At 66.5% G+C, this 22,729-nt stretch carries 27 protein-coding genes; 16 read left to right on the top strand and 11 right to left on the bottom strand.

Features of this window, described 5'->3' with window-relative positions; translation table 11 throughout:
• The first annotated feature begins 224 nt into the window (after nt 1–224).
• A complete protein-coding gene (locus LL06_RS17605; protein WP_035529795.1) occupies nt 225–680 on the top strand; it encodes a carbon monoxide dehydrogenase subunit G in 456 nt (151 codons plus the stop codon).
• A 26-nt stretch (nt 681–706) separates the two neighbouring features.
• Here the strand turns inward: LL06_RS17605 and LL06_RS17600 are convergent, their stop codons facing one another.
• From LL06_RS17600 to LL06_RS17590, 3 genes are all read right to left on the bottom strand, one after another.
• Nucleotides 707–1,792, bottom strand: coding sequence for a PHB depolymerase family esterase (locus LL06_RS17600; protein WP_035529793.1), 1,086 nt, complete (start codon nt 1,790–1,792; stop codon nt 707–709).
• 28 nt (nt 1,793–1,820) lie between these two features.
• Entirely contained in the window at nt 1,821–2,237 is a 417-nt protein-coding gene (locus LL06_RS17595) for a CopG family transcriptional regulator (protein ID WP_035529791.1), read from the bottom strand.
• Nucleotides 2,238–2,619: 382 nt separating this feature from the next.
• Nucleotides 2,620–3,030 carry a helix-turn-helix domain-containing protein gene (locus LL06_RS17590; protein ID WP_035529807.1) on the bottom strand — a complete coding sequence of 137 codons (411 nt, stop codon included), beginning with the start codon at nt 3,028–3,030 and terminating at the stop codon, nt 2,620–2,622.
• 73 nt (nt 3,031–3,103) lie between these two features.
• On the opposite strand from LL06_RS17590, the gene LL06_RS17585 reads away from it, so the two are divergent.
• Nucleotides 3,104–3,808 (top strand): cation transporter, encoded by a 705-nt coding sequence (locus LL06_RS17585; RefSeq protein ID WP_035529788.1) that lies wholly within the window; start codon nt 3,104–3,106, stop codon nt 3,806–3,808.
• Nucleotides 3,809–3,964: 156 nt separating this feature from the next.
• Nucleotides 3,965–4,654 (top strand): glutathione S-transferase family protein, encoded by a 690-nt coding sequence (locus LL06_RS17580; RefSeq protein WP_035529787.1) that lies wholly within the window; start codon nt 3,965–3,967, stop codon nt 4,652–4,654.
• Between the two features lie 28 nt (nt 4,655–4,682).
• Here the strand turns inward: LL06_RS17580 and LL06_RS17575 are convergent, their stop codons facing one another.
• The 3 genes from LL06_RS17575 to sppA form a co-directional block, all read right to left on the bottom strand.
• Nucleotides 4,683–5,033, bottom strand: a complete 351-nt coding sequence (locus LL06_RS17575) for a DUF1049 domain-containing protein (RefSeq protein ID WP_035529785.1) — start codon at nt 5,031–5,033, stop codon at nt 4,683–4,685.
• A 69-nt stretch (nt 5,034–5,102) separates the two neighbouring features.
• Nucleotides 5,103–5,393: an integration host factor subunit beta gene (locus tag LL06_RS17570; RefSeq protein ID WP_035529783.1), complete on the bottom strand. Its 291-nt coding sequence runs from the start codon at nt 5,391–5,393 to the stop codon at nt 5,103–5,105.
• A gap of 15 nt (nt 5,394–5,408) precedes the next feature.
• Nucleotides 5,409–6,374: a signal peptide peptidase SppA gene (gene sppA / locus LL06_RS17565; protein ID WP_035529781.1), complete on the bottom strand. Its 966-nt coding sequence runs from the start codon at nt 6,372–6,374 to the stop codon at nt 5,409–5,411.
• A 237-nt stretch (nt 6,375–6,611) separates the two neighbouring features.
• Here sppA and lptC point away from each other — a divergent pair, with 237 nt between their 5' ends.
• The 6 genes from lptC (at nt 6,612) to ptsN (ending at nt 11,968) form a co-directional block, all read left to right on the top strand.
• On the top strand, nt 6,612–7,292 hold the full coding sequence (lptC, locus tag LL06_RS17560; RefSeq protein WP_052161687.1) for an LPS export ABC transporter periplasmic protein LptC: 681 nt from the start codon (nt 6,612–6,614) through the stop codon (nt 7,290–7,292).
• A gap of 1 nt (nt 7,293) precedes the next feature.
• Nucleotides 7,294–7,848, top strand: coding sequence for an LptA/OstA family protein (locus LL06_RS17555; RefSeq protein ID WP_035529778.1), 555 nt, complete (start codon nt 7,294–7,296; stop codon nt 7,846–7,848).
• Nucleotides 7,849–7,937: 89 nt separating this feature from the next.
• Nucleotides 7,938–8,651, top strand: coding sequence for an LPS export ABC transporter ATP-binding protein (gene lptB / locus LL06_RS17550; RefSeq protein ID WP_244447171.1), 714 nt, complete (start codon nt 7,938–7,940; stop codon nt 8,649–8,651).
• A gap of 347 nt (nt 8,652–8,998) precedes the next feature.
• Entirely contained in the window at nt 8,999–10,552 is a 1,554-nt protein-coding gene (gene rpoN, locus LL06_RS17545) for an RNA polymerase factor sigma-54 (protein ID WP_035529776.1), read from the top strand.
• Nucleotides 10,553–10,800: 248 nt separating this feature from the next.
• A complete protein-coding gene (raiA, locus tag LL06_RS17540) occupies nt 10,801–11,379 on the top strand; it encodes a ribosome-associated translation inhibitor RaiA (protein WP_035529774.1) in 579 nt (192 codons plus the stop codon).
• Nucleotides 11,380–11,503: 124 nt separating this feature from the next.
• Nucleotides 11,504–11,968, top strand: a complete 465-nt coding sequence (gene ptsN, locus LL06_RS17535; protein WP_035529773.1) for a PTS IIA-like nitrogen regulatory protein PtsN — start codon at nt 11,504–11,506, stop codon at nt 11,966–11,968.
• Nucleotides 11,969–12,011: 43 nt separating this feature from the next.
• On the opposite strand, the gene LL06_RS17530 is transcribed toward ptsN, so the two are convergent.
• Nucleotides 12,012–12,269 carry a DUF1150 family protein gene (locus LL06_RS17530; protein ID WP_035529771.1) on the bottom strand — a complete coding sequence of 86 codons (258 nt, stop codon included), beginning with the start codon at nt 12,267–12,269 and terminating at the stop codon, nt 12,012–12,014.
• A gap of 53 nt (nt 12,270–12,322) precedes the next feature.
• Nucleotides 12,323–12,754 (bottom strand): Hsp20 family protein, encoded by a 432-nt coding sequence (locus tag LL06_RS17525; RefSeq protein ID WP_035529768.1) that lies wholly within the window; start codon nt 12,752–12,754, stop codon nt 12,323–12,325.
• Between the two features lie 156 nt (nt 12,755–12,910).
• Between LL06_RS17525 and LL06_RS17520 the strand changes: the two genes are divergently transcribed.
• The 3 genes from LL06_RS17520 (at nt 12,911) to LL06_RS17510 (ending at nt 14,537) form a co-directional block, all read left to right on the top strand.
• Nucleotides 12,911–13,849: a nucleoside hydrolase gene (locus LL06_RS17520; RefSeq protein WP_035529766.1), complete on the top strand. Its 939-nt coding sequence runs from the start codon at nt 12,911–12,913 to the stop codon at nt 13,847–13,849.
• Nucleotides 13,850–13,940: 91 nt separating this feature from the next.
• Nucleotides 13,941–14,225: a hypothetical protein gene (locus LL06_RS17515; RefSeq protein WP_081964042.1), complete on the top strand. Its 285-nt coding sequence runs from the start codon at nt 13,941–13,943 to the stop codon at nt 14,223–14,225.
• 3 nt (nt 14,226–14,228) lie between these two features.
• Complete coding sequence (locus LL06_RS17510; RefSeq protein ID WP_035529764.1) at nt 14,229–14,537, top strand: type II toxin-antitoxin system RelE/ParE family toxin; 309 nt, start codon at nt 14,229–14,231, stop codon at nt 14,535–14,537.
• A 24-nt stretch (nt 14,538–14,561) separates the two neighbouring features.
• On the opposite strand, the gene LL06_RS17505 is transcribed toward LL06_RS17510, so the two are convergent.
• The 3 genes from LL06_RS17505 to rmuC all read right to left on the bottom strand — a co-directional run bounded on the left by LL06_RS17505 (nt 14,562) and on the right by rmuC (nt 17,505).
• The gene (locus tag LL06_RS17505; protein ID WP_035529762.1) at nt 14,562–15,467 is read right to left on the bottom strand and encodes a ribokinase; all 906 of its coding nucleotides are present in this window, start codon (nt 15,465–15,467) and stop codon (nt 14,562–14,564) included.
• 24 nt (nt 15,468–15,491) lie between these two features.
• Nucleotides 15,492–16,088, bottom strand: coding sequence for a hypothetical protein (locus LL06_RS17500; protein WP_152599655.1), 597 nt, complete (start codon nt 16,086–16,088; stop codon nt 15,492–15,494).
• 157 nt (nt 16,089–16,245) lie between these two features.
• The gene (gene rmuC, locus LL06_RS17495; RefSeq protein WP_052161688.1) at nt 16,246–17,505 is read right to left on the bottom strand and encodes a DNA recombination protein RmuC; all 1,260 of its coding nucleotides are present in this window, start codon (nt 17,503–17,505) and stop codon (nt 16,246–16,248) included.
• Nucleotides 17,506–17,657: 152 nt separating this feature from the next.
• On the opposite strand from rmuC, the gene def reads away from it, so the two are divergent.
• The 4 genes from def to LL06_RS26475 form a co-directional block, all read left to right on the top strand.
• The gene (gene def, locus LL06_RS17490; protein WP_035529759.1) at nt 17,658–18,176 is read left to right on the top strand and encodes a peptide deformylase; all 519 of its coding nucleotides are present in this window, start codon (nt 17,658–17,660) and stop codon (nt 18,174–18,176) included.
• 379 nt (nt 18,177–18,555) lie between these two features.
• On the top strand, nt 18,556–19,491 hold the full coding sequence (gene fmt, locus LL06_RS17485; RefSeq protein ID WP_035529799.1) for a methionyl-tRNA formyltransferase: 936 nt from the start codon (nt 18,556–18,558) through the stop codon (nt 19,489–19,491).
• Nucleotides 19,491–20,249 carry a tRNA pseudouridine(38-40) synthase TruA gene (gene truA / locus LL06_RS17480; RefSeq protein WP_035529757.1) on the top strand — a complete coding sequence of 253 codons (759 nt, stop codon included), beginning with the start codon at nt 19,491–19,493 and terminating at the stop codon, nt 20,247–20,249. The genes fmt and truA overlap by 1 nt, the downstream gene beginning before the upstream one ends.
• A gap of 200 nt (nt 20,250–20,449) precedes the next feature.
• Nucleotides 20,450–22,729: methyl-accepting chemotaxis protein (locus LL06_RS26475; protein WP_052161685.1), on the top strand; the 2,280-nt coding region annotated here is incomplete at its 3' end.

Below are 22,729 nucleotides of genomic sequence, written 5' to 3'. Positions count from 1 at the left end.
GTCCCGCGCCTTGGCCGGGGTCTTGCTCGCGCCGCCGCGTCGGGAGTGTTGGGAGCGCTTGTCCGCCAATGGGGAAGAATCCTGGTCGATCTGCCTGGGGAGCGGCCGAGAGCGCGCCCCATGTGTGATTTCATCGTTGTTTGGACATAGCAATCCGATATCCACTTGGCAAAGCCGTTTTCGCTTTGCATATGTAGGGCGACCGTCAGGGGAGGAGCACCACCATGGAAATGAATGGCGAAGAACGAATTGCGGCGCCGCGCCAGCTCGTCTGGGAAGCGCTCAACGATCCGGAGATCCTGAGCGAGTGCATTCCGGGCTGCCAGGAGCTCGAAAAGACCTCCGACACGACCATGATCGCCGTCGTCAAGGTCAAGATCGGCCCGGTGGCCGCCACCTTCAAGGGCGAAGTCACGCTCGAGAACATCAACGCGCCGGAAAGCTACACGATCTCGGGCGAGGGCAAGGGCGGCATCGCCGGCTTCGCCAAGGGCGGCGCCGATGTGACGCTGGTCGAGGACGGCGAGGAGACCGTTCTTTCCTACGTGGTCAATGCCCAGGTCGGCGGCAAGATCGCCCAGCTCGGCTCCCGGCTGATCGATTCCTCGTCGAAGAAGCTCGCGGGCCAGTTCTTCGCCAAGTTCAACGAGGTCGTGAGCGCCAGGACAGCCGAGGCGTGACCCTGGCGCTTGTCGGCTCGCAAGGCCTATTCGGGGGCTTCGAAGAAGAACCGGATCATTTCGCGGCTTGAGTCCGGGCCGCGCGGATCGGTGTAGGTTCCGGCCGGAGACCCGCCCGACCAGGCGTGGCCCAGGCCGTCGATGACCCAGTGTTCCAGCCTGGCGATCCCGTTCTCCATCGTGGTGATGGTCCTGGCGAAGCTTCGCCCGCCGGCCGTCCCCCGCTGCACGGTTTCGATCGTCGGCCCGCGATGGCGGGCGACGCTGCGTTCGGCGATAAGCTCGCCATTGACCGGATGAACGGTCGTGTCCGTCGTCCCATGGAACACGATGCTGCGCAGGGCCGTATCCGGGCTGTCGGGCGCCGTTGCTGCCCGGCTGCGCCCGGCCATGGCCGCGAAGGCGGACGGCACATCCCCCGCCGCGGCGAAGGGAATGCCCGAATGCACGCCGATCGCGGAGAAGACATCCGGATAGGTTTCGCCCAGGATCACCGCCATGGCGGCGCCGGCCGAGAGGCCTGCCGCGAAGACGCGGCCGGCGGGAACCTCGAACTCGGCCATCAACCGCGCCGTCAGGCCCGCAAGAATGGCAGGCTCGCCCCGGTCCCGCCGCTGGTCGCCGCGGCTGAACCAGTTCCAGCAGGACTGGGCGTTGTTGCCGCGCGCCTGTTGCGGATAGACCGCGACGAAGCCATGGCGCTCGGCCAGCGCGTTCATGCCGGTTCCCGCGGCGAAATCCTCGGCGGTCTGGGTGCAGCCATGCAGCATCAGCACGATTCCCGTCACGCCCCTGGCGGCCGAGGAGGGGACATAGGTGCGGAAAGCGCGGCTGCCGGCCGCACACTCATACTGCTCCTGCCTGAACTGTGCACCTTCGGGCAGGGGGGCGTCCTGCCGGGCGCGGCTTTGCAGTCCTGCCTGCAATCCGGCAAGGCCGGCGGGCGTTCGCATGAGGGGCGAAGCGAGCTCGGCTCCCTCGTTCCCCGCGGCCTCGAAGGCAAGGCCATGCCGGGCGAGCGTGCGATTGACCAGGTCCGCGGCCGAGGCAAAACGGGACAGGCGTGCGGGCGTGGTGCCCGGGCGCAGCGCGCCGGCGTCAAAGAGTTTCAAGAGCGTGGTCCTTGTTGATGGCGCTGGCCTACCGGATGCGGTCGGCCAGGGCTTGCTTGACTTCCTTGCTCGCTTGCAGAGCTCCCAGCACCGTGATGGAGCCTATGGTTTGACGGGCGAGGTCCGCGGAGACATCCGCATCGATGCGGGCCAGCCCGACGACCTTGACATGCAGCATTTCGCCGGCCTGCCGCAGCGCTTCGAGGTCGGCGCGGGTGTAGTCGCGCAGTCCCAGCTCCATGGTTTGGCGTTCGATGGATCGCGTGACCGCATCCACTTGCGTATCGAGCTGCTTGCGGATGGCGCTGCGAATGAAGTCGCTGCGGTTGGAGTAGAAGCCTTCCTGCACCAGAAGGTCGATGCGCCCGAGATCGACATAGCCGAGATTGATCGTGATCTTTTCGGTGTCAGGCGCCTTGTCGCGCAGGCGAGGTAACGTGCTCATCAATCTTTCTCCATCCACATGGATGGTATATGGAGTGTTCTTGGCTGCTTTGCAAGGCCTGACCGGCATGCCGGTTCCGGAGGCGCCGGACAGGGGGCGACCCGCGTCCCCGGTTCGCGCGGTTGGCAGATCGCCGGAGTCCGCTGCCCGCAGCGGACGTGATTATGTCCCGTAAGATCCGCAAGGCGATTCCGGTGCGCGCGTCAGGTGCCGGCGATGGCTGAGGACGGCCGCGCTTCCTCAAGCGTGCTGCCCCTCCGATGGAGGCGTCGCGGCAGGGCGTCTGGGGAGGCCGGCGGACATCGGGCAGCCATGGGGTGGGTCGACGGAGGCTCCGGCGTCGAGGCCGGGCAGGCGCTTGCGAGGCTTCGGGCGCGCCCGCTCAGTGATCGCCCTCGCACAGGCCGTGGTCGGCCAGCGTCTCGATTACCGCGCAATGGGCGATGGTGTCGGCGTCGCAGCCGGAGATCCGCTTCAGTTCGCGCTCCAGCCGCCGGAGTTTCGCGATTCGCGCCCGGACATCGTCAAGCCGGCGCGCCGCCATGTTGTGGGCGTCGCGGCAGGGCTTTTCCGGATGCTGGCTGAGCTCCAGAAGCCCCCTGATGTCGTCGATGGAAAATCCCAGCTCCCGCGAATGGCGGATGAAGGACAGCCGCTTGAGCCCGTCCTTCGAATAGCGGCGCTGGTTGCCTTCGGACCGGTCGGCGGCGGCCATCAGCCCCATCTGCTCGTAATAGCGGATGGTCGGGATCTTCACGCCCGCGCGCCGCGACAACTCGCCGATGGAAAACATCGAAATCACCTCTTGAAGCTCTAGCCGCTAGAGAGATTACAGTCCTTGCCGACACACACGCAAGGACAATCCCATGACCCATGACCATTCCCGCCCCGAAGCCGCCTGCAGCGCCGACAGTTCCGCCTGCGGGTGCTCCGGCAATCCCCGCTTCGACGGCATGAATGCCGCCTACAAGCGCGTCCTCTGGACGGTGATCCTCATCAACGCGGCGATGTTCCTGGTCGAGATGGCGGCCGGCCGGCTGGCCGGGTCGCAGGCGCTGCAGGCCGATGCGCTGGATTTCCTGGGCGACGCGCTCACCTATGGGCTGAGCCTCGCCGTCATCGGCATGAGCCTCAAGGTCCGCTCCGCCGCAGCCCTGTTCAAGGGGACGAGCCTCCTGGTCATGGGCCTCTGGGTGTTCGGCTCCACCCTGTACCAGATCCTCGTGCTGGGCGTGCCGCGCGCCGAGATCATGGGCGTGATCGGCCTGCTCGCGCTGGCCGCCAATCTCGCCAGCGTGCTGCTGCTGATGCGCTACAAGGACGGCGACGCCAATGTCCGCTCGGTGTGGCTGTGCTCGCGCAACGACGCCATCGGCAATGTCGCCGTGATGATCGCCAGCGCCGCCGTCTGGCTCACCGCCTCCGCCTGGCCCGACCTCGTGGTCGCGCTGATCATGGCCGGCCTGTTCCTGCGCTCGGCGCAGCTCATCCTGGTCCAGGCATGGCAGGAATACCGCTCGGGCGCGGATCTGGGCGCGCTGGCGAGCCACGGGCACGACCATGCCCATTGACGGCCGTCGCCGGAGTTGCATGGCCGGGCGCGCCGATCGCGGGCTGCTGCCATTTCCTGTCGTCATGGCCGCGTAGGGATTTCAGGGCGCGACGCCGGGCGACAGGACGCCGCGCCTGTCGTCCCACTTTGGCCATCGCGATGGCAAGGAGCTGCCATGAAACTCTATTCCGGGCCGCTGAGCCTCTATGCCCGCAAGGTTGAAATCGCGCTGCGCGAGAAAGCCATTGCCTTCGAGCGGATCATGGTCCCCTTCACCCAGGAGACCGGCTATCTGCCGAAGAACCCGGAGGTGATGGCCGCCAATCCGAAGGGACAGGTTCCGGTCCTGCGGCACGGGGACCTGACGCTTTACGATTCCACCGTCATCCTCGAATATCTCGAGGACGCCTGTCCCGGGCCGGCGCTGATGCCCAAGGCGCCGGCTGACCGCGCCCTCTGCCGCCAGATGGAGCTCTTCGCCGATGAAGTGATGATCGTGCCGTTGCGCGCCCTGATGCACAGGACCGGGCCGCGGCCCCGGGACTCGGAGCGCTGGGCCGAGCTCGAGCGCGGGGCGGCGGCGGCGCGAACCGTGATCGCGACCCAGTATGCGGAGCTTGAGCGGGCGCTTGGCGGCTGCGGCGGTTTTTGCGGGGATCTCAGCACGGCCGACATCGCCGTGTTCATGATGCCGCTGTTCAACCAGCGTCTGGGCGGGCCGTCGCTGGCGCCGACCGCGAGACTCGCGGCCTGGTATGCGGCCATGGCTCGGCGCCCGGCCTTTCAGGCGATCGGCGACGAGATCCGCGCGGCGGACCATCGCCTCTCGCAGCCCGTGGAGGGAGCCTATCCTGACAGGGCGTGACCCGGGCCGGCCCTGCGAACGGGCGGCGTCAGGCCGCGCTGCGCTTGTCCGGCGCGGGCAGCGCCGCGGCGATCTGCTGGGCCTTGGTCTTCTGGCGGTCGGCCTCGGTCTGCCATTTCACCGCTTCGCTGGTCTTGACCCGCACCTGCTTGCGGTGCTTGCCCTGGTTGAGCCAGGTGGCGACGGAGCCGATGATCATGCCCAGGATGAGCGCGGCGAAGAGGAACACGAAGAACGGCAGCGTGACCGACAGCACCGCGTCGGAGGGATCGAACGGGTTGAGCGCCAGCGTCACCGCGGTGCGGTTGGCCACGGACAGCATGATCAGGATCACGCCGAGCGGGATGAGGATAGCCAGTGCGATAATGCGCTTGATCATGTCGTGTTCCAGTTTCCTTCAGGCGGCGGGGGTCCGGCTGCAGGCCGGAGGGGCCGCCGCAGCGGTCGCTCAGTCCTGTCCGTTGGGATTGAGCCGCTCGCGCAGCTCCTTCCCGGTCTTGAAGAACGGCACCCATTTCTCCTCGACGAACACCGGTTCCCCGGTGCGCGGGTTGCGGCCGGAGCGCGGCGGACGGTTCTTGACGGAAAAGGCCCCGAAGCCGCGCAATTCGACCCGGTTTCCCGCCGACAGCGCGTCCGTGATCTCGTCGAGCACGGCATTGACGATGTTTTCGACATCGCGATGGTAGAGATGCGGATTGCGCGCCGCAACCGCTTGAACCAATTCCGATTTGATCATCTTGGGTAACCCCTCCTAGTCGCGCTCCGATTGCCCGCCAACCTGCCAAACAGACACAAGACCGTCAAGGAACAACTTGCCGCCGGCCAACCGGTCGATCTCGTGGGAGATCGTCAGCGGCGCCCCCAGAATCTGCTGCATCAGGCTCGCCGCGCCGCCGCCGAACAGCAGGCTGGTGGTCTCGTCCGGAACTTTCCACTCGACGATCTCGAGAGCCTCGTCAACGCCGCGGGTCTTGAGATAGGCGCGGATTTCCGCTTCGCCGCCGAGCGCATCGACCAGGCCGTTCGCCAGGCCCTGCCGCCCGGTGAAGATCGAGCCGTCGGCGAGCCTGAGCACCTCGGCCCGCTCCATCCGGCGGTTTGCCGCCACCAGGTCGACGAACCAGTCGTAGCTGTCGAGCACCATCGAGCGGATCATCGCCTTGGCCTCTTCGCTGGCCTCTTTGAAGGGCGAGGGCTCCGCCTTGAGCGGCGAGGATTTGATCGCCTCCAGCCGCACGCCGATCTTGTCGAGCAGTTCCTGCGCCTGGGCGTACTGGAAGATCACGCCGATGGAGCCGACGATCGAGCTCTCGCCTGCGACGATATGGTCGGTGGAGGCGGCAACCATGTAGCCGGCCGAGGCGGCGAGTGTGCGGATGTCGGCGACCACCGGCTTGGCCTTTCCCGCTTCCAGGAGCGCCTTGTGGATCCGCTCGCCGCCATAGGTGGTGCCGCCGGGCGAGGAGATCGAGACCACGATCGCCTTCGCCGCCTCGGCCTCGGTCGCCTCCTCGATCAGGTCGAGGAGCTTCTGGTCGTCGGTGATGATGCCGCTGATGTCGATGCGCGCGATATGATCGCTGCCCCGGCCCGAGCCCGCAAATCTCAACCCCAGCCCCACCACCAGCGCGATCGCCACCAGCGCCGTCATGATCCGCCAGAAGCTGAGTTTGCGCCGGATCCGGCGCCGATCTGTGAGAAGTTCCGGGTTGGTCACGAGCTGTCTCCGGTTAAGCCGCTGTCCGGCTTGAAGCGTGCGTTGCGCCTGGCATGGACATGTAGGAGTGAACCGTGACGGCATTGCTTTGCCATTGCGGCCGATGCATGGCAATTTGTCTCAACTGCTTCGCAAAATCACCATATTGGGATGCGAAGCCCTCCGCAACCGCGACCCGGCCGCAACGACCGGGTCGGGCTCCGCATGGCGCCGAAACCCTTGGGACCGCAGCAGCACATGAGCGCATCGACAGTCTCAGAAGTCCCGGGCAGCGGCGCCTATGCCGGGCGGTCCCATGCCGAGTACCGGCGTGCCCGCAGGCATTCGCGTCTGGTCAGGATCCTCAAGATCCTGCTGCCGCTCTCCGCCGGCCTGATCGTCATGGCCTTCGTCGCCGTCTCCTGGCTGGACCAGATGGGCCCGGAAGGGGTGGAGATCGAATCGGTGTCGCTGCGCGACGGCAAGCTGGTGATGCAGAATCCGGTGATGAGCGGCCAGGGCTCGGACGCCCGGCCCTACACCATGCAGGCGGCGCGTGCGATCCAGGATCTCACGACGCCCGACGTCATCATGCTCGAGGAGATCGTCGCCGATCTGCCCGTCTCCAATGGCGACAAGGCCGTCCTCAAGGCCTTGAGCGGCATCTATGACAGGGCCGCGCAAACGCTGGAATTCGACCAGCCCTTCACCGTGACCACCGAGGCCGGGATGCAGGCCGATCTGCAATCGGCCGACATCGACATCGCCGGAGGCGAGATGAGCACCTCCGAGCCGGTCTCGGTCCGGTCCAAGGAAGCCTCCGTGGTTGCGCAATCCATGCAGATGCAGGATAAGGGCCGCGTCATCGTATTCAAGGACAAGGTCCGCATGACGATCAACCCCTCGGCGCTCAAGTCGAAGGATGGAGCGACGAACTGATATGGCGTGTAACCCCCTCTCTCTGCTCAAGATTGCCGTTGTCATGATCGCCGCCGGGCTGGCCCTGCCGGCCGCGGATGCGCGGGCCCAGGACACCGAACGGCGCATGTCGGGCCTGGCGCTGTCCAATGACGAGCCGATCCAGATCGAGAGCGACCTGCTCAAGATCGACGAGGAGACGAGCAAGGCCACCTTCACCGGCAACGTCACGGTGGTGCAGGGCGACACCATGCTGCAGGCGGGCCGGATGATCGTCAATTACGACAAGAATGGCGGCTCGGTGTCCTCGGGCGCGGCCGAGATCCGCGAGATCGAACTCTACGACAAGGTGTTCATCAAGGCCGACACCCAGACCGCCACGGCGGATGCGGGCAACTTCAACATGATCAATGAAGTGCTGGTGCTCACCGGCGAGAAGGTCGTGCTCACCGATGCCGAGAATGTCTTCATCGGCTGCAAGCTGACGGTCGAGATGAAGAACGGGCAGGCCAAGCTCGATAGCTGCGGCGGCCGGGTGATGATCCAGCTCGATCCGAAGTCGCGACCAAAGCAGTGATCCGGGCGCTGTTTTCATCCCTGGGCGGAGTCCGCGAGGAGACCGGCGCGCGGCGCTCGCCGGAAGACGCGAACCGGTATGACGGAACGCTGATCGCCCGCAACCTGACCAAGACCTACAAGTCCCGGCGCGTGGTCGACGGCGTCTCGCTGGGGGTGCGCCGCGGCGAGGCCGTGGGCCTGCTCGGGCCTAACGGGGCGGGCAAGACCACCTGTTTCTACATGATCACCGGGCTGGTGCCGGTCGACGCCGGCACGATCGAGATCGACGGGCACGACGTCTCCACCCTGCCGATGTACCGCCGCGCCCGGCTGGGCGTGGGCTACCTGCCGCAGGAGGCCTCGATCTTCCGGGGCCTGAGCGTCGAAGCCAATATCCGGGCGGTTCTCGAGGTCGTCGAGAAGGATCGCGCCAAGCGCGAGGAGAAGCTCGACAGCCTGCTCGAGGAATTCCACATCTCGCATCTGCGCAAGGCGGCGTCGATCTCGCTGTCGGGTGGCGAGCGGCGCCGGCTCGAGATCGCCCGCGCGCTGGCGTCGGACCCGACCTTCATGCTGCTCGACGAGCCGTTCGCCGGCGTCGACCCGATCGCGGTCGCCGACATCCAGGACCTGGTCCGGCACCTCACCCGCCGCGGCATCGGCGTGCTGATCACCGACCACAATGTGCGCGAAACGCTGGGTCTCATCGACCGCGCCTACATCATGAATGCCGGCGTGCTGCTGACCCACGGCCGCCCCGCCGACATCGTCGCCAATGCCGATGTGCGCCGGCTCTATCTCGGCGAGCAGTTCTCGCTCTGACCCGGCGGGCCAGGTAAGAATCCGTAAACCATAGCCATGGCCGGTCCGTGCCCGGGGCTCGAAAATCGACCATGCCGCTTTGCTTGCGGGGTGCGCGACCTTTGAGCCTTCGTCCCCGAAGGGCGAAAAACCGGCGGCGCGGGCGCCCGGATGCCGCGATTCCGGCCGGTCTGCGGACGCTTTTACCCTGTTCTCACGTCCCACTTGACCCGAAGGAAGAAAAAAGCAATTTTTGGGCCAGATGGGGCTGTTGGCGTGCCGGTCACGGCGCGCGGGAACGCGGAACGGGGTGTGCGGCAGGGCCGCGCCCGCTGCTGTTCGGCTCGAGCGGGGAGTAATGCGTAGCCATGGCGTTGTCTGCCGGTCTTCAATTGCGTCAGAGCCAGTCGCTGGTGATGACGCCGCAACTGATGCAGTCGATCCGGCTGCTGCAGTTCAGCCATATCGAGCTGACGCGCTTCATCGAGCAGGAGGTCGAGCGCAATCCGCTGCTCGAGCTGGTCACCGCCGAGTCCGATGCGGCGGAGGCCGGTTCCGACGCCCCCGACGCCATCCCAGACATCTCTTCCGGTGCGTCCGACATCGGCGATGACGCCGCCTGGACCGGGTCGACCGAAACCGCGTCCGAGCGCATGACCGCCGAGATCGACGGCCGCTACGAGAATGTCTTCCCCGACGATCACGGCGTCGAACGGGTCGAGGCGCCCGAATTCATCGACAACTGGAAATCGATGCCCGGCAGCGACGGCGGCCACGCCAGCGAGGGCTATGACCTCGACGACTTCGCCGCCCGCGCGCCGACCCTGCGCGACCATGTGGCCGAGCAGATCGCCTTCGCCTTCGCCGATCCCGCCGAGCGGCTGATCGCCACCGAACTTGCCGACCAGCTCGACGCCGCCGGCTATCTCACCGGCGAGATTTCCGAAACCGCCGAACGGCTGGGCGCGGATCCGCACCGCATCGAGGCGGTGCTCGCCCGTCTCCAGGAGTTCGAGCCGGCGGGGATCTTCGCCCGCTCGCTGTCGGAATGCCTTGCCCTGCAGCTTGCGCGCAAGGACCGGCTCGATCCGGCGATGGCGGCGCTGGTGGGCAATCTCGAGCTTCTGGCCCGGCGCGATTTCGCCGCCCTGACCCGGATCTGCGGCGTCGACGAGGAGGATCTTCTCGACATGATGGCCGAGATCCGCGCGCTCGATCCGAAGCCCGGCACGCGGTTCGAGACCGGTTCGAGCGAAATGATCGTGCCCGACGTCGCGGTGCGGCCGGCCTCCGATGGCGGCTGGGCGATCGAGCTCAACCCGGAGACCCTGCCGCGGGTGCTGGTCAACCAGACCTATTTCGCCACCGTGAGCGGCAAGATGGCCAGGAACGCCGCCGGCCAGGATTTCCTCAGCGAATGCCTGCAGACCGCCAACTGGCTGGCGCGCTCGCTCGACCAGCGCGCCCGCACCATCATGAAGGTGGCCACCGAGATCGTCCGCCAGCAGGACGCCTTCCTGCTGCACGGCGTCGATCATCTGCGCCCGCTCAACCTCAAGGCCGTGGCCGAGGCCATCGGCATGCATGAATCCACCGTCAGCCGCGTCACCTCCAACAAATACATGATCACGCCGCGCGGCGTGTTCGAGCTGAAATATTTCTTCACCGTCTCCATCGCCTCCGCCCAGGCCGGCGGCGACGCCCATTCGGCCGAATCCGTGCGCCACCGCATCCGTGGCCTCATCGAGCAGGAGCTGCCGCAGGCCGTGCTGTCCGACGATGATCTGGTGGATCTGCTCAAGCAGGCCGGAATCGAGATCGCCCGGCGGACGGTGGCCAAGTACCGCGAGGCGATGGCGATTCCCTCCTCGGTGCAGCGTCGCCGGGAAAAGCGCGCCCGGGCGCGGGCCGCCGCGGTTTGACGCCCACAGGGCAATCCTCTGGAATCGTTGCCGAATTAGGCAATTTTCGTGCCAAACTTGACAGTCTGGGCGCTTGGGCGTAGAAGCCGCACCGCACCGGGCAGGAAAGAAACGAGCACCCGGGCATCCGGTACTGTCAAGTGAAAAATTGCATGGACTGGAGCAATTGTCCGTCGTCTGCCGCTTGGATGAGCGCGACGCATGGCTTAGACTAAATCCCCAAGTCAATAAGAAGAAGGGACTATCCCATGAGCGTGCGAGTGTCGGGTAAGCATATGGAAATTGGCGAGTCTTTCAGGACCCGCATCGAGGATCAGATAACGGGGGCGGTCCGAAAATATTACGACGGCGGTTTCTCGAGCCATGTGATCGTCGAGAAGTCCGGATCCAGGTTCACCGCCGATTGCAAGATCCATCTCGATACCGGCGTGATCCTGCACGCGACCGGCCAGGCACAGGATCCGCAACCGGCCTTCGACGCTGCCGCCGAACGGGTCGAAAAGCGGCTGCGCCGCTACAAGCGCCGCCTCAAGGATCATTACGCCAACGGCCAGCAGACCAATGCGGCGCTGGCTTACGCGGTGGTGGATTCGGCCATCAACGACGATGACAGCCATGAAGTGCCGCTCGACTACGCCCCTGCGATTATCGCCGAAAGCACCAAGCAACTGGTCACCATGAGCGTGGCCAATGCGGTGATGGCGCTCGACATGACGGATGAGCGGATCCTGATGTTCCGCAACGCGGGCAACGATGCGCTCAATGTGGTATATCGCCGCGACGACGGCAACATCGGCTGGATCGACGCCGGCGGGGTTAAGTCCTGAAGGCGTTTGCTGATGGAAAATCGGGCAAGCGGGCCGCGCGCGGCCGGAAACGGCGTCGCCCGCTGCCCTGACATGAAGCGAACAAGGCTGCCCGCGTCTGCGGGCCCGGAACAAGGAACGTGACATGGCGCTTGCTGATCTGATTGCGCAGAACTCGATTCTGCCAGCGCTCAAGGCAAACTCCAAGAAGCAGCTTTTGCAGGAACTGGCGGCCAAGGCCTCCGAGGTCACCGGACTGAGCGAGCGCGAGGTGTTTGACGTCATTCTCCAGCGCGAACGGCTCGGCTCCACCGGCGTCGGCAACGGCATCGCCATTCCGCACGGCAAGCTGGCGACGCTCGATCACATCGTCGGCGTCTTCGCGCGTCTCGACCATCCGGTGGATTTCGAGGCGCTCGACGACCAGCCGGTCGACCTGGTGTTCCTCCTGCTCGCGCCCGAGGGTGCGGGCGCGGATCACCTGAAGGCGCTTTCGCGGATCGCCCGCGTCATGCGCGACAGCGAGATGGTGGCCAAGCTTCGCGCCACCGACAACGCCGCTTCGCTGCATGCCTTCCTGACCGGCGAGCCCGCGTCCAACGCGGCCTGAGCCTGCCGGTCGTCCCGGCCGGGACCAGGGCCCCGGCGGCGGGTCAGTGCAGGGCGACGGTCTTCAGCTCATCCTCGGCGGCGCGGTAGAACGTGCTCGAGCGGTTGTCGGTCAGCAGGATCGGGGTTCCGTCGGCGCCGAACAGCGCCCAGAGCTCGATCCCCGGCCCCAGTTCGGGGGCTTCCGGAAAGCGGGCGTTGACGTCCTCGGAACGCATCTTGCGGATATAGCCGACTTTTCCGGCGCCCAGCAGGGCCAGGTCATGGGCGGACAATTGGGGTTTTCCAGATTTGGCAATCATTCGTTTTCCTCCGGTGTGTGGCAGGAAACATCCTGGTGAAGAGACCGTGCTCTTCAGTCTCGAACCGAAATGTTAATTTTCCGCACCATGCGCTCGGGTTCGGGGCGAATTAAGTCGACCGACAGCAAACCGTTCTTCAATTCGGCGCTGGTGACCTGCATGCCGTCGGCCAGCACGAACATGCGCTGGAACTGGCGCGCGGCGATGCCGCGATGCAGGTACTCGCGCCCATCGGCGTCCGACTGGCGGCCGCGGATGACGAGCTGGTTTTCCTCGGTGGTGACTTCGAGGTCCTCGTCGCGGAATCCGGCGACCGCAAGCGTGATCCTCAGCCGCTCGGCATTGGAGCCGTCGGAGGAGGCGCGGATGCGCTCGATATTGTAGGGCGGGTAGCCTTCGGATCCCTTGGCGATGCGCTCCAGGGTCTTTTCCATGGTGTCGAAACCCAGCAGCAGCGGGCTCGAAAAGGGCGTCATGCGAGACATGGCTTGTCCTCGTTCTCAAGCGACAGGCGCCGGACCCGCTTCGGCATCCGGCTCGATGCCAATATGGGAACTTCGGATCGGCTTCGCAAGAACCTTGCCCGATGGCTTTGCAGCCTCGTAGTGTCGCCGCGACCGAATCGCTTCAAAGGACCTGCCATGACGCCGCGCAAGATCATCATCGACACCGATCCCGGCCAGGATGACGCCGCGGCGATCATGCTGGCGCTGGCCAGCCCCGAGCTCGATGTGCTGGGGATCACCGCGGTGGCGGGCAACGTGCCGCTGGCGTTGACCGCCCGCAACGCCGGCATCATCACCGAGATCTGCGGCAGGGGCGACGTGCCGGTCTTCTCCGGCGCCAGCGCGCCGCTCAGGCGCAAGCTGGTGACCGCCGAGCATGTGCACGGCAAGTCCGGCCTCGACGGCGTCGAGCTGTTCGAGCCGGGGCGCCCGCTGGAGAGCCAGGACGCAATCGATTTCATCATCGACACGCTGCGCACCGAGCCCGAGGGAACGGTGACGCTCTGCGCGCTCGGCCCGCTCACCAACATCGCCACGGTGTTCGAGCGCGTTCCCGGCGTCGTCTCCCGCGTCAGGGAAATCGTGCTGATGGGCGGCGGCTTCTTCGAGGGCGGCAACATCACGCCCTCGGCCGAATTCAACATCTATGTCGATCCGGAAGCCGCCGACATCGTCTTTTCCTCCGGCGCGCCGATCACCATGATGCCGCTCGACGTCACCCACAAGGTGCTGACCACGGCGGCGCGGGTCGAACGGCTGCGCGGCAACGGCAACCGCCCCTCGATGGTGATGGCCGACATGCTGGAATTCTTCGAACGCTTCGACGAGCACAAATACGGCACCGACGGCGGCCCGCTGCACGACCCGACGGTGATCGCCTGGCTGCTCGACCCGGACATGTTTTCGGGCCGCAGATGCAATGTCGAGATCGAGACGGTCTCGGAACTGACGCTAGGCGCCACCGTGGTCGACTGGTGGAAGGTGACCGACCGCCCCGAGAACGCCTTCGTCGTCAAGGACGTCGATTCGGACCGCTTCTTCGACCTTTTCATCGAGCGGGTCGGCCGGCTGTAGCGGCATGCGTCGATGGGGAAATTGACCCGCCGCGAAAAACGACTACAATGTATGACGCGTGCTTGCACTGTCCTATTGAAATGAAACGGCCATGAGTACAGTTCCCTTCACCATGCGTCTGGACAAGGACCTCAAGAACAGTCTTGAGGCCGAGGCGAAGCTCGAGGATCGCTCCGCGTCCTACCTGGCGACCCGCGCCATCCGGATGATGCTGGAAGCCAGGGCCGCCCGACGCCGTCTTGTCGAAGAGGCGGTGGCCGAAGCCGACAAGGGCGCCTTTGTGTCCGAAGAAAAAATGAATGCCTGGTTTCAGTCGGTCGGCGGCGAGAACGAACTGCCGGAGCCGGAGCCGGACGTCTTCATCAAGCGTGCGTGAGCTGTGAGGCTCGTCTTTCTCGCGAGCTCCGCGCCCGATCTGCGCTGGTTCAAGACCTACTACATCAGGGCGTTTCCGGAAGGAAAGGCGATGGCGGAGAAGCGGTTTTTGGCTGTGCAGCACCTCCTCAAGGCCAATCCCCATATCGGCCATCCCTCCCAGAAGGTCGAGGGCGCGCGCGAGCATCACGTGGCGCGCACGCCCTTTACCGTCATATACCGGGTCATGGCCGACCGCATCGAGATCTTGCGCATTCTTGACATGCGATCCGACTGGGCCGGAGAGGATGGGGAGCCGGGCGGAACGGGTTAGCCGGCCCGGCTGGCAAGACTAGGCCTAATCCTCAAGCCGCGCGTCCACCTCCGACGCGAGCGGGATCGAGGGCTGGGCGCCGGGGGTGAGGCAGGCGAGCGCGCCGGCCACGGAGGCGCGGCGGACGGCTGCGGCGAACTCCATCCCTGAATCGAGGCCTTGCGCCAGATAGCCGCAGAAGGTGTCGCCCGCGCCCACCGTGTCGACGGGCTTGATCCTGAGCGCCGCGACATGCTCGACCTGGCCGTCCCGCGCCCACAGCACGCCGTCACCGCCGAGCGTGACGATCATGCACTGGCCGGTGCGGGCGTGCAGCGCGGCGAGCTCGGTCCTGACGACCGCCAGCGTCTCCGCCGGCCTGCCCGAAAGCCGGGCGAATTCGGTCTCGTTGGCGATGACGATGCCGGCCAGCGGCGCGAGCCGCTCCACCGCGTCGCTCAGCGGCGCGATGTTGAGGATGCTGGTGACGGATTTTCCCCGCGCCGCCACAAGCGCCGCCCGGACCGCGTCCTCCGGGATTTCCATCTGCAACAGCAGCGTGTCGCCCGCGTCCATCCGCGCCACCGCCGCTTCGGCGTCCCGCGCGGTCACCTGGCCGTTGGCGGCGGGGATCACCGCGATCATGTTCTCGCCGTCGCCGCCGACCAGGATCAGCGCGGTTCCGGTCGGGCCGGGCAGGTGGCGTACGGCGCCGAGATCCGCGCCCGCCGCCTCGAGCAGGGCAAGCGCCTCGGCGGCGAACGCATCGCTGCCCACCGCGCCCGCCATCCGCACCTTTGCGCCCGCGCGCCGCGCCGCCAGCGCCTGGTTGGCGCCTTTGCCGCCCGGCGCGGTGGCGAAATCCGTGCCCGTCACCGTTTCCCCCGGCTCGGGCAAACGTGGCGTGGTGGCGATCAGGTCCATGTTGACGGATCCGATAACGGTGATCATGGCATTCTCCTGCGTGCTGCTTGCCTATCCGGGGAAGGATTGCGCGCCGATGCTGATCAGCGCGCCGACATCGGGGCGGCGGACCAGGCACAGGGTGCTTTCGCGGCCCTGGATGTAGCAGATCATCGGAAAGCCGCCCGTGCGCAGCTCCTCATAGTCCTGCCGCGACAATTCTTCGGCGACATAGAAGGGAAATTCGCCGCCCTCGGGCTGGTCGGCGCCCTGCGGCCATTCCGGCAGCGTGTCCGTAGTGCCGGCCTCGGCGTAGACGCCAAGCCAGTCTTCCATCGCCACCCGCATGTCGTCGGGGGCGCCGATGCCGTCGAAGCCCATCAGGTCGCCCGACTGGTAGGAGGCGCTCCAGACCACCTCGTCGACGCCGTTGCGCACGATCAGGTCAAGCCCGGCGACAGCGCAGTCTCCGCTGGCGATCGCGGTGGCGTGGAGATCTCCAAGCCAGGTCTGCTCGACCGTCACCGCGCAGTCCGCGGCCTCCGCAGCCCCGGGCCGGGCCAGGACAAGGGCTACCAGGCAAAGGGCGAAGGCGGCTCCAGAACCCCGGCGCCAGGCCCTCGCCGGACGAAGACCCGACGGTGCGGCGAGCCAAGTGCAGACAGTCATGAGAACCTCTCCCTCAAACCAGGATCCGCGCCGGCCCCGGCAGGCGCATGCGCTTCACCTCACACAAGAGCCTCACGTTCCGCAACGGAAATCTCGCGGGCGCCGATCGCCGCGCACAGAAGTTTTTGCGCTTGCTTGCCGCCCCGCCGGTCCGGGCTCAGTCGTCCTCGTCGACGACCCTGAGCCTGAGCGTGGAGGACCGGGGCTCGAACCTGGGGCCCTGCACGGTGTCCGCTTCCTCGCCTGCCTTCCCGGCGGCGGGCGCGGCCGGCCTGGCCTCCTCCGCCAGTTGGGCGAATTCCAGCGCCTCGATCTTGGCGCCGCGCTTGGAGAGCTTGTCCGTCGAGGTCAGGATCAGGTCGACATCCTTCTGCGCCATCCCGAAATGCCCCTGCAGCTTGCGCACCCGGTCGTCGAGCCGCGACAGGTCCTCCATCAGACGGAGCACCTCGCCCTGGATGAGATGGGCCTGCTCGCGCATGCGCGCATCCTTGAGAAGCGCCTGGATCACCTGGATCGACAGCATCAGCAGCGACGGCGAGACGATCACCACGCGCGAGCGCTGCGCCTTGTGGACGATCGCCTCGAAGCGCTCGTGGATCTCGGCGAAGATCGATTCCGACGGCACGAACAGGAAGGCCGTGTCCTGGGTCTCGCCGGGGATCAGGTATTTGTCGGAGATGTCGCGCAGATGCACCTCGATATCGCGGCGGAAGCGCTGCTGCGCCGCCTGCGCGGCCTGCTCGCCCGAGCCGGCGCTGTCCGCCTCGCGCATGGCGTTCCAGGCCTCGAGCGGAAACTTGGCGTCGATCACCAGGTCCGGCGCGCCATTCGGCATGAGAACCGTGCAGTCCGGCCGCATGCCATTGGACAGCGTCGGCTGGAAACTGAAGGCGCCCATCGGCAGTCCGTCCCGGATGATGGTTTCCATCCGCGATTGCCCGAAGGCGCCGCGGGTCTGCTTGTTGGACAGGATCGCCTGCAGCCCCACCACGTCGCGCGCCAGCGACTGGATATTGGCCTGCGCCGTGTCGATCACCGCGAGCCGCTCCTGTAGCCGGGCGAGGTTCTCGTGGGTGCTGCGGGTCTGGTCGGTGAGCGTCGTGCCGATGCGCTGGGTCATGCCGTCGATGCGCTGGCCGATCGACTGGTTGAGCTCGGCCTGGCGGGCGCCGAACAGCTCCGTCATCGCCCCCATGCGGCCCTGCATCTCCGATTGCGCCTTGAGGATCTCGGCCAGCCGCGCCTCGGCCTGCGCCGCCCGCGCCGCCGCCTCGGCCTCGGCCCGGTCGCGCGCGCTTGCGGCGCGTCTGAGCGTTACCGCCAGCCAGAGAGCCAGCAAGACCAGCGCCGCCAGCACGGCGATGAGCGACTGGCCCAGCGTGACCTGATGGCCGTTGAGCTCAAAGAGCGGCATCGAAAACAGCGCGGCGTCGGTCTCCATGAGATACGGCCCTAGCTGATTCTTCCGGACTTGTCAGATCAAAACAGGAACATTGCCGCGCGATCCCGGCCCGATCACCCATCGGGCCGATTGACGGCGGCCCTGTCAGTGATTATTTCAAGCCCATGAGCATCAAGCCGATCATCTATCTGCCCGATCCGATCCTGCGCCAGCAAAGCCAGCCGGTGGAGCGCGTCGACCAGGAATTGTCGGGCTTCATCGACGACATGATCGAGACCATGTATGACGCGCCGGGCATCGGCCTGGCGGCGATCCAGGTCGGCGTGCCGCGCCGCCTGCTGGTGATCGACGTCGCCGGCAAGGACGAGCCGCGCAATCCGCAGGTCTTCATCAATCCCGAACTGGTCGCCACCGGCGACGAGATCAATGTCTATGAGGAAGGCTGCCTGTCGATCCCGGACTACTACGCCGATGTCGAACGGCCCGAGTCGATCACGGTGAAGCACCTCGACCGCGACGGCAGGGAGCGCGTCACCGAAGCGGGCGGCCTGCTCGCCACCTGCCTGCAGCACGAGATCGACCATTTGAACGGCGTGTTGTTCATCGACCACATCTCCAAGCTCAAGCGTGACATGGTGATCCGCAAATTCACCAAGCTCGCCAAGCAGCGGGTCACGGCCTGAGGTCAGGTGAGGCTGGGGGGTGGACTGATCGGACGGGCTTGAACTCAAGCCGCTTGTTCGCGGTCATTCTCCAACCCTTGCCGTCGTCGCCGCCCAACTCTCCGCCGTCATCCTCGGGCTTGTCCCGAGGATCTCCCGGCCTATCCGAAAATCAGAATCCTGCGGAACAGCGAGACAGGTGACGGGACGCGGGAGCACGCGAGACGCGGGGCCCGTAGATCCTCGGGACAGGCCCGAGAATGACGACTCCGAAGGGTTGCAACCTGGATCAAAGATCGCGTACCCGCCGCTTGCTGTCTGTCGGGCTTGACCTCAGGCTCGAAAACCCCTTTGAACACGCTCACTGATCAACGCGACGAAGCTGGACCGGAACATGCCGCTGCGCCTCATCTTCATGGGCACGCCCGATTACGCCGCGCCGACGCTCAAGGCGGTGCATGCGGCCGGGCACGAGATCGTCGCTGCCTATTCGCAGCCGCCGCGTCCGGCGGGCCGGCGCGGGCTCGAACTGACGCCGTCGCCGGTGCATCGCTTGGCAGAAAGCCGGGGCATTCCCGTGTTCACGCCCAAGAGCCTGAAGGGCGAGGAGGAACAGGCGACGTTCCGTGCTCTTAACGCCGACGCGGCGGTGGTGGTGGCCTACGGCCTGATCCTGCCCCAGGCGATCCTCGACGCGCCGCGGCTCGGCGCCTGGAACGGCCATGCCTCGCTGCTGCCGCGCTGGCGCGGCGCGGCGCCGATCCAGCGCGCCATCATGGCGGGCGACGCGGAGACCGGCGTGATGATCATGAAGATGGACGCGGGCCTCGACACCGGCCCGGTGGCGCTTACCGAAAGGACAGCCATCTCGGACACGGTGACGGCGGGCGAGCTGCACGACCGTCTCTCCGCCCTGACCGCGAAGCTGATGGTCGAGGCCATGGCAAGGCTCGAGCGCGGCGCGCTTCCCGTGACCCCGCAATCGCAGGCCGGCGTCACCTATGCGGCCAAGATAGACAAGGCGGAGACAAGGGTCGATTTCAGCCGCCCGGCCGTAGAGGTGCACAATCATGTCCGCGGCCTGGCCCCGTCGCCGGGCGCCTGGTTCGAGCTTGCGCACACTGGCCGTCCGGAGCGGGTCAAGCTGCTGGCGACCGTGGTCGAGGGTACGAGCACCGGCGGGACTCCCGGCACTGTGCTCGACGAGCGGCTGCTGATTGCCTGCGGCCAAGGCGCGGTGCGGCTCGTAACCCTGCAGAAGGCCGGCGGCAAGCCGATGGCGGCACAGGATTTCCTGCGCGGAACGCCGGTCGCGCCGGGAACGGTGGTCGGCTGATGCCGCGCTACCGGCTCGACATCGAATATGACGGCTCGGGCTATGCCGGCTGGCAGCGCCAGGAGGACCAGCCCTCGGTGCAGCAGGCGATCGAGACCGCGATCCACGGCTTCTGCGGCGAGACCGCCGTCATCCGCGGCGCCGGGCGGACCGATGCCGGCGTGCATGCGCTGGGCCAGGTCGCCCATGTTGATTTCGAGAAGCAATGGCCGGGCGACACCGTGCGCGACGCCATCAACGCGCATCTCTCGATGGCGCGCGAGCGCATCGCCATCCTCGCGGCCCGGCAGGTGGCGGAGGATTTCGACGCCCGGTTCTCGGCCCTGCGCCGGCATTACATCTACCGCATCGTTTGCCGCCGGTCGCCGTTGGTGCTCGAGAAGAACCGCGCGCTCTGGTCGCCCAAGCCGCTCAATGCTGCCGCCATGCACGAAGCGGCGCAACGCCTGGTCGGCCGGCATGATTTCACCACCTTCCGCTCGGTGCAGTGCCAGGCCGCGTCCCCGGTGCGCAGCCTCGACCGGCTCGATGTGGTGGCGGGCGCCACCGAGGGGCTGATCGAGATCCACGCCACCGCGCGCAGCTTCCTGCACAACCAGATCCGCTCATTCGCCGGAACCTTGCGGCTGGTGGGCGAAGGCAAATGGTCCGCCGACGATGTCGCGGCGGCGCTCGCCGCCCGCTCGCGCAAGGCCTGCGGCCCGGTGGCGGCCCCCGACGGGCTCTATTTCAGGGCCGTGGACTATCCCGAGGACTGAAAATCCCCGGCGTCGCGTCCCCAAAGCGCCAAAAGTTCAGCGGTTCCGAGATCTCGCGCGCGCCTTTAACCTCACGGTAACCCAAACAGCCCAAAGCTTAACACGCCAGAAACCGCGCTTCGGCGCGGTGAGCATGACGCCGTTCTGGAAGTCCCCGATGGCGCGGGACATGCCTATGCCTCTGCTGTTCGGGATACCTCATGCTTCTTTCCAGAAAATTGCCAATCGCTGCCGCCGTGTTGACGATCGTCTCCATCGGCGCCGCGAGCGTTGTCAGTCTTCAGATCGCCTCCGGGGCGCTGGAAGCCAAGACGCTGGAGAAGCTCGAAGCCATTGCCGACGGCCGTCGCAACCAGCTCGAGACCTTCCTTTCCAATCTGCAGCAGGATCTCACCGCGACGTCGCAGAACAATCTGATGCGGATCGCGCTCGAAGGCTTCAAGTATGACTGGGGCTTCCTGGGCGAGGGCGCCGCGGAGGAGCTCAAACGCCGCTACGTCACCGAAAACCCGTTTCCCGCCGGCGAACGCCAGAAATACGACACCGCCCAGAAGCCGGACGACGCCAAGATCAGCTCCTACGACCAGACCCACCAGCGCTACAATGCCCAGCTCCGCGACATGGCCGAGGGTCGCGGCTGGGAGGATTTCTACCTGGTCGACATGAGCGGCAACGTGCTCTACTCGATGGGCAAGAACGATGACTACGCGAGCAATCTGAGATCGGACGCCTGGAAGGACACGGGCCTCGGCCGCGTGTTCGACGGCATTGTCGGCGGCAACGAGACGGTCAAGACGGTCTATGCCGAATACGCGCCCTACGCAGCACTCGGCGGCGCGCCTGCCGCGTTCATGGGCCATTCGCTGAATTCCGAGGCCGGCATCGTCGGCGTGATCATCATCCGCATGCCCGGCGCCAAGATCGCCGGGATCATGTCCAACACCGCGGGCCTGGGTGAGACCGGCGAGACGGTGCTGCTCAATGCAGAGGGTTACCTGATCAGCGATTCGGTCAGGACGCCCGAGCCCGACTCCCTCGCCGTCCAGCTCGACACCGGCCTTCAGCAATCCGTCGAGGGCCCGAGCGTGGCCGTGGGCGAGCTCGCGGGCTACCGCAACATGGATGCCTATGCGGCCATGGCCAATGTGGATTTCGACGGCAGCCGCTGGACCGTCGCCGCGCTGATCGACAAGGACGAAGCCGGCGCCAGCATGGTGATGATGCGCAACAGCATTCTCGGCGTGGCGCTGCTGCTTCTGCTGGGCGCGCTGGCGGCCAGCATCTGGTTTTCCCGCAGCCTCACCCGGCCGATCGCGGCGCTGGTCGACAACATGCGCCGGCTCGCCGGAGGCGACACGACGATCGAGCTTGCCGGCCAGTCCCGCAAGGACGAGATCGGCGAGATGGCCCGCTCCGTCGTGGTGTTCCGCGACGCCGCCATCGAGAAGGCGGAGCTCGAGCGCCAGGCCGAGGACGGCCGGACGATGAGCGAGCGGGAGCGGCAGGAGCGCGAAGCCGCCAAGGCCCGGGAGGCCGCCGAGATGCAGCAGGCGGTCGACGCGCTCGCCTCCGGCCTGCACAGTCTGTCCGAAGGCGATCTGTCGGTGCGTCTCGACACGCCGTTCATGCAGGGCCTGGACGGCCTCCGGCTCGATTTCAACGCGTCGGTGGAGAAACTCAACCGGACGCTTTCCGAAGTCAGCGAGAACATTCTCTCCATCAACGGCGACACCGGCGAGCTGCGCGCCGCCACCGACGACCTGTCGCGCCGCACCGAGCAGCAGGCGGCCTCGCTCGAGCAGACATCGGCCGCGCTCGACCAGATCACCGCCACCGTCCGGAGTTCCTCGGCGCGCGCCGACGAGGCGACCGTCAAGGTCGGCGAGGCCAAGGCGTCGACCGACCGGTCCGGCGAAGTCGTCGGCCAGGCGATCAGCGCCATGGGCCGGATCGAGAAGGCCTCCGGCGAGATTTCCAAGATCATCAATGTGATCGACGAGATCTCCTTCCAGACCAATCTGCTGGCGTTGAATGCCGGGGTCGAGGCGGCGCGCGCCGGCGAAGCGGGCCGCGGCTTCGCGGTGGTCGCCCAGGAAGTCCGGGAACTGGCCCAGCGCGCCGCATCCGCCGCCAAGGACATCAAGGACCTGATCAGCAAATCCGGCGACGAGGTCAAGTCGGGCGTGGCGCTGGTGCGCGAGACCGGCGAGGCGCTGGGCATGATCGCCCGGCACGTCACCGACATCAACGCCCAGATCGATTCGATCGCCACCGCCGCCCGCGAACAGGCGACCGGCCTCTCGGAGGTCAACGCGGCGGTCAACCAGATGGATCAGGTGACCCAGCAGAACGCGGCGATGGTGGAGGAAACCAATGCCGTCACCCACCGCCTGTCGAGCGGCGCCTCGGCGCTGGACGGGCTGGTGCGCCAGTTCACGCTGTCCCGCTACCAGTCCGCCTCCGTTCCGATGGGCGCCCAC

It is taken from the genome of Hoeflea sp. BAL378, from assembly GCF_000759435.1.
In the GTDB taxonomy this organism is placed as follows: Bacteria; Pseudomonadota; Alphaproteobacteria; order Rhizobiales; family Rhizobiaceae; genus Hoeflea.
The sequence above is the reverse complement of the archived record's forward strand: the minus strand, read 5'-3'. Positions and strand labels throughout refer to the sequence as shown.

Excerpts from the sequence above, each read along its gene's own strand:
- LL06_RS17525 (WP_035529768.1), bottom strand. The coding sequence starts at position 12,754 with ATGTCTCGCATGACGCCCTTTTCGAGCCCGCTGCTGCTGGGTTTCGAC.
- truA (WP_035529757.1), top strand. The coding sequence starts at position 19,491 with ATGCCGCGCTACCGGCTCGACATCGAATATGACGGCTCGGGCTATGCC.
- LL06_RS17575 (WP_035529785.1), bottom strand. The coding sequence starts at position 5,033 with ATGATCAAGCGCATTATCGCACTGGCTATCCTCATCCCGCTCGGCGTG.
- LL06_RS17585 (WP_035529788.1), top strand. The coding sequence starts at position 3,104 with ATGACCCATGACCATTCCCGCCCCGAAGCCGCCTGCAGCGCCGACAGT.
- ptsN (WP_035529773.1), top strand. The coding sequence starts at position 11,504 with ATGGCGCTTGCTGATCTGATTGCGCAGAACTCGATTCTGCCAGCGCTC.
- LL06_RS17520 (WP_035529766.1), top strand. The coding sequence starts at position 12,911 with ATGACGCCGCGCAAGATCATCATCGACACCGATCCCGGCCAGGATGAC.
- LL06_RS17580 (WP_035529787.1), top strand. The coding sequence starts at position 3,965 with ATGAAACTCTATTCCGGGCCGCTGAGCCTCTATGCCCGCAAGGTTGAA.
- LL06_RS17605 (WP_035529795.1), top strand. The coding sequence starts at position 225 with ATGGAAATGAATGGCGAAGAACGAATTGCGGCGCCGCGCCAGCTCGTC.
- LL06_RS17505 (WP_035529762.1), bottom strand. The coding sequence starts at position 15,467 with ATGATCACCGTTATCGGATCCGTCAACATGGACCTGATCGCCACCACG.
- rpoN (WP_035529776.1), top strand. The coding sequence starts at position 8,999 with ATGGCGTTGTCTGCCGGTCTTCAATTGCGTCAGAGCCAGTCGCTGGTG.
- LL06_RS17595 (WP_035529791.1), bottom strand. The coding sequence starts at position 2,237 with ATGAGCACGTTACCTCGCCTGCGCGACAAGGCGCCTGACACCGAAAAG.
- rmuC (WP_052161688.1), bottom strand. The coding sequence starts at position 17,505 with ATGCCGCTCTTTGAGCTCAACGGCCATCAGGTCACGCTGGGCCAGTCG.
- LL06_RS17570 (WP_035529783.1), bottom strand. The coding sequence starts at position 5,393 with ATGATCAAATCGGAATTGGTTCAAGCGGTTGCGGCGCGCAATCCGCAT.
- LL06_RS17500 (WP_152599655.1), bottom strand. The coding sequence starts at position 16,088 with ATGACTGTCTGCACTTGGCTCGCCGCACCGTCGGGTCTTCGTCCGGCG.
- raiA (WP_035529774.1), top strand. The coding sequence starts at position 10,801 with ATGAGCGTGCGAGTGTCGGGTAAGCATATGGAAATTGGCGAGTCTTTC.
- def (WP_035529759.1), top strand. The coding sequence starts at position 17,658 with ATGAGCATCAAGCCGATCATCTATCTGCCCGATCCGATCCTGCGCCAG.
- LL06_RS17555 (WP_035529778.1), top strand. The coding sequence starts at position 7,294 with ATGGCGTGTAACCCCCTCTCTCTGCTCAAGATTGCCGTTGTCATGATC.
- LL06_RS17515 (WP_081964042.1), top strand. The coding sequence starts at position 13,941 with ATGAGTACAGTTCCCTTCACCATGCGTCTGGACAAGGACCTCAAGAAC.
- LL06_RS17530 (WP_035529771.1), bottom strand. The coding sequence starts at position 12,269 with ATGATTGCCAAATCTGGAAAACCCCAATTGTCCGCCCATGACCTGGCC.
- lptC (WP_052161687.1), top strand. The coding sequence starts at position 6,612 with ATGAGCGCATCGACAGTCTCAGAAGTCCCGGGCAGCGGCGCCTATGCC.
- LL06_RS17590 (WP_035529807.1), bottom strand. The coding sequence starts at position 3,030 with ATGTTTTCCATCGGCGAGTTGTCGCGGCGCGCGGGCGTGAAGATCCCG.